Source organism: Nitrosomonas oligotropha, assembly GCF_900106555.1.
Lineage (GTDB): Bacteria > Pseudomonadota > Gammaproteobacteria > Burkholderiales > Nitrosomonadaceae > Nitrosomonas > Nitrosomonas oligotropha_A.
Genome location: NZ_FNOE01000061.1, coordinates 1 through 3801 on the forward strand (window position 1 = coordinate 1; position 3801 = coordinate 3801).

At 41.8% G+C, this 3801-nt stretch carries 4 protein-coding genes and 2 pseudogenes; 3 read left to right on the forward strand and 3 right to left on the reverse strand.

Annotated elements, in window-relative coordinates; genetic code table 11:
- The 3 genes and pseudogenes from BLU57_RS16355 to traJ all read right to left on the reverse strand — a co-directional run.
- Positions 1-224: pseudogene (locus BLU57_RS16355) on the reverse strand (type IV secretory system conjugative DNA transfer family protein); the annotation flags it as partial.
- On the reverse strand, positions 224-1858 hold the full coding sequence (gene traI / locus BLU57_RS15420; protein WP_090322850.1) for a TraI/MobA(P) family conjugative relaxase: 1635 nt from the start codon (positions 1856-1858) through the stop codon (positions 224-226). The pseudogene BLU57_RS16355 and the gene traI, both read right to left, overlap by 1 nt.
- A gap of 61 nt (positions 1859-1919) precedes the next feature.
- A complete protein-coding gene (gene traJ / locus BLU57_RS15425) occupies positions 1920-2288 on the reverse strand; it encodes a conjugal transfer transcriptional regulator TraJ (RefSeq protein ID WP_090322854.1) in 369 nt (122 codons plus the stop codon).
- A 345-nt stretch (positions 2289-2633) separates the two neighbouring features.
- Between traJ and BLU57_RS15430 the strand changes: the two genes are divergently transcribed.
- From BLU57_RS15430 to BLU57_RS15440, 3 genes and pseudogenes are all read left to right on the forward strand, one after another.
- Positions 2634-2957, forward strand: coding sequence for a TraK family protein (locus BLU57_RS15430; protein ID WP_090322857.1), 324 nt, complete (start codon positions 2634-2636; stop codon positions 2955-2957).
- Positions 2957-3688 carry a nucleotide-binding protein gene (locus BLU57_RS15435; RefSeq protein WP_090322859.1) on the forward strand — a complete coding sequence of 244 codons (732 nt, stop codon included), beginning with the start codon at positions 2957-2959 and terminating at the stop codon, positions 3686-3688. The genes BLU57_RS15430 and BLU57_RS15435 overlap by 1 nt, the downstream gene beginning before the upstream one ends.
- Positions 3685-3801: pseudogene (locus BLU57_RS15440) on the forward strand (conjugal transfer protein TraM); the annotation flags it as partial. The gene BLU57_RS15435 and the pseudogene BLU57_RS15440, both read left to right, overlap by 4 nt.

The window sequence follows — 3801 nt, forward strand, 5'->3', positions numbered from 1 at the left end:
GAATACTCGCCATACCATTTATTTGCCCATAGCAGAATTGCCCAGGATTCATAAATGTTAAAAAAGTGCGCGCCTAATTGCGGCTGGTAATTGAATTGGTGGGCAAAATACTGGGTAGCTACCTGCAACCCTCCGATCAGACACACAACGGATAATAGTCGAACGATGAACCTATCCTTCTTAACTTTCCTATTGTTTTGAGATAACAGACTATTCTTATTCATCAAAGACTCCTTCTGGGAGTTGAGGGTATGGATCGTATTCCACCTACCGATTGCGCTCTGGATACTTTGTACTGTTTCATCAACTGCTGACGATATTGTTCCAGCCGCTTGTCATCAAAAGTGATGCGCATTTGGTTTTGCGCTGCAACCTGTGCTATCTGAAGGCGAAACTGTTCTGTCCCATTGATCGCCAGGTGGCTGCCGTACTTCTTCATGGCTACATGCAGAATATCTGCCAATGCATCTTGTGTTGTATCCGGCAGAACGATTAATCGCTTGCCGTCATCGCGGATGGTGGTTGATCCTGTTTTATAAGTGACTGTGCCAATTTTGGTGATCGATTCAACAGAACTGTCTTTAATAAAGCCATCCTTGAAGTAGTCATTAGGTTTATCATTGCTTTGCTTTGCCGATACCTGATTGCCCTTAAATTGACCGATTCTTCTGGATCGCAAAATAGCCAATGCTTCAGCATTACCATTTTTGGCCTCAAATGCTAACCAATCCAGCCACCCCATTCTGGAATGACTGGTTTTTGAGTGCTGGTAGGCTTTCTGATAATCGCCTTGAATAACTGCTATCGTTGTTTTGAATTGCTGATGTGCAATTGCATACAGCGCTTTTTTGGCCAATCTCCCAGCTTTGATGCTTTTAATGATGTTGCGCTTGAGTTTGGCTTCCCGTTTGGCGCGCTCAATGAGTTGATCCCTTGTGCGTCGCAACATTGCCCATTGGTTTGTTCGCTGTCTGGCAGAATCATTCTGTTCTTGTTGGTACCACGCATAAAGCTTTGAAGTATCAATCCGGTTTTGCAGTGGTTTGGGTTGATATTGTTTGTCGTTTTGTTGTGACGATTGTCCAGAATTATCACTAGGTACAAATGCACCCAGTCTTTGAGTTAAATTCCCTTTGGATAAAGAGCGATCAATAGAGCTGGCTTTAACAGCCACGCCATTATTGGCAACCAATACAAACCCGTTGCCACGTTCCTTGATTTCAAGGCCATGTCTAGCTAGAACTTGATGCAAGTCCTGCCAGTTGTCCGACTGCTTGATGTCAGTAAGTGCCTCACGCCTAATCCAGCCCAGCAAGCTCTCTACACCTGTTCTGGTTTCAATTTCTTGCGCTACTCTGGACGCTTTATCACTCACAGTTTCATGATTAACTGTTATTAAGCCATATTCCTGTTCGATTTGTTCACAAAGCTTCGCTACTTTTTTGTAATCATAATAAGGATTGTGGATGGTATGGATTTTGGGGTGAATCTTGTTAATCGCGATATGCATGTGCAGGTTATTGGTATCATCGTGGACTACGCTGATGCGTTGATGGCCACCAAAACCCAAGACATCACAAAACCGTTCTTCAATGACATTCAGATCAGAAAGAGATAAACGTTCCCCTTCAGGGAAACTCAGCACCAAATGACAGGTTTTGTCTGATTTGGCGCGCGTGTTCATTTCCTGCGTGTTCCGAATTTCAAGTAAGCCAGCCGTTAGATCGTCTGTATAGCAGTTTGATACCTTGATCTGGCTGACACGTTCACTCTTGTCCTGAGGGTCGGCCAGATACTGTATCAGCGCAGAGTAGTTGCTTTTGCGCACTGATTTGATGGGTATGATTTTAGCGATCATCGTATTTAAGCTGCTTAAGTCAAAAAGGACTATTCCGAAAGTTATTTTTAATATCTGAATATTATTTTTTAAGCTTCATGATGACATCCAACATCGTGCTTTGCGTATTCCGGATAATGTCTAAAGTCATATGTAATTGTGACTTGCCAATCAATTTTGTGCGTTTGTCATTGGTAAGCCAAAGTTTGATCAAACCACCCAATCTGCCCAGATCCGCGTTGATTCTTAACAAAGCATCCACTTTCCGGTTATCTATAACACTGGGCACTTGATAACCCAGGCCCAGATTGCGCAGGTACTCGGCAACGGTTAATCCGGCATCCGTTGCTTTATTCTTTATTTCAGCTTCCTCTGTTGGCAAAACAGGAACCCTGAGCTTCTTATCTCTTCTTTCTTTTTTGATTATCTTGGGGTTCTTTTTGTCAATCATTTCAGTTTTCCTCGAAGAGCAAGATCAACGTTGAGCACAGAGTGCGAATAAGTTGGAGTGGAGATGGCCATCTCCACATATCTTGCCCGGTTGTGTGAGTTTTAAGAAATATACTAACACTATAATCGATGTTTGCAAATAGTTTATTTTCGTTATATCATAATTACAAACAGTATAAAAATACTTGAAAGAAGCTTTATTCAACTAAATAACAGTCACTTGGAAACAAAAAGAAAGGATAAGCAATTAATTGAGACTGAAAGCAACAAAAAGAAACAGAAAGGAAAGCAAAAGAACTAAAAGCTATTTGTACGCCAAGATAAATATTTTTGTGGAAATTGTGTGATGACTAAATCCTTATCAGATCGAATCGCACTTTATGCGGATAAAAACAAAAGTACCGGTAAGCAATTTTTACCGGCATTCATCGCGTTGAAGCCTGATATTGAACAAGCATTAAAGGATGGTTGGACGATTCGCCAGATCTGGAACATTTTGCACCAGGAAGAAAAAATCAAATGCTCTTATCAATGGTTCAGGACTTTGGTCAATCGACATATTGGTGAGGACAGAAAGCAGCATCCGCGCATTGATCAAGGAAAGTCAGCTGGGAATGGTCATGAAGGATTTCGTTTTAATTCTGCAACTGAAAAAGAGGAGTTGGTCTGATGGCTAAAATACATATGATTCTGCAAGGGAAGGGCGGAGTAGGCAAATCGTTCATATCATCCACGCTAGCACAACATAAGTTTGCCAAAGGCGGCAATCCATTATGCATTGATACAGATCCGGTTAATGCTACTTTTTATGGCTTTAAAAAACTCAATGTTAAGCAGATTAATGTGATGAACAATGATGAGATTGATCCGAGAAAGTTTGATGATCTGATTGAACTCATCGCCAAAGCAGAAAATGACGTCATTATTGATAATGGGGCCAGCACCTTTGTACCGATGTCACATTATCTCATTAGCAACCAGATACCGGCCTTGCTTTTAGATATGGGGCATGAACTGGTTGTGCATACCGTCATCACCGGTAGTCAGGCTTTGTTGGACACATTGAACGGTTTTGTGCATCTGATTAAACAATTCCCCAAGGAAGCGCTGTTCGTTGTCTGGTTAAATCCCTATTGGGGAGAAATCAGCATGAATGGCAAACAGTTTGAAGAAATGAAAGCGTATGTGGATAACAAAGCGCGAGTATCCGCCATCATCCGAATTCCACATTACAAGCCTGAGACTTTCGGCAAAGATTTGAGCGAAATCCTGCAATCAAAATTTACCTTCGATGAAGCGCTTAAAGATAGCGCATTACCGGTAATGGTACGCCAAAGATTAACGATTATCCGCAGGCAACTTTTTACCAGCATTGAAAATGTGGCTGCGGTTTTAACATGAGCAATGACAAATTAGATGCACTTATTGAAAGAATAGCGTCAGAGCACGGCATTGTTCTGTCGCAGGATGATCCGGTATTGATGATGCATACGCTCAACGAAGTGTTGCTGGAA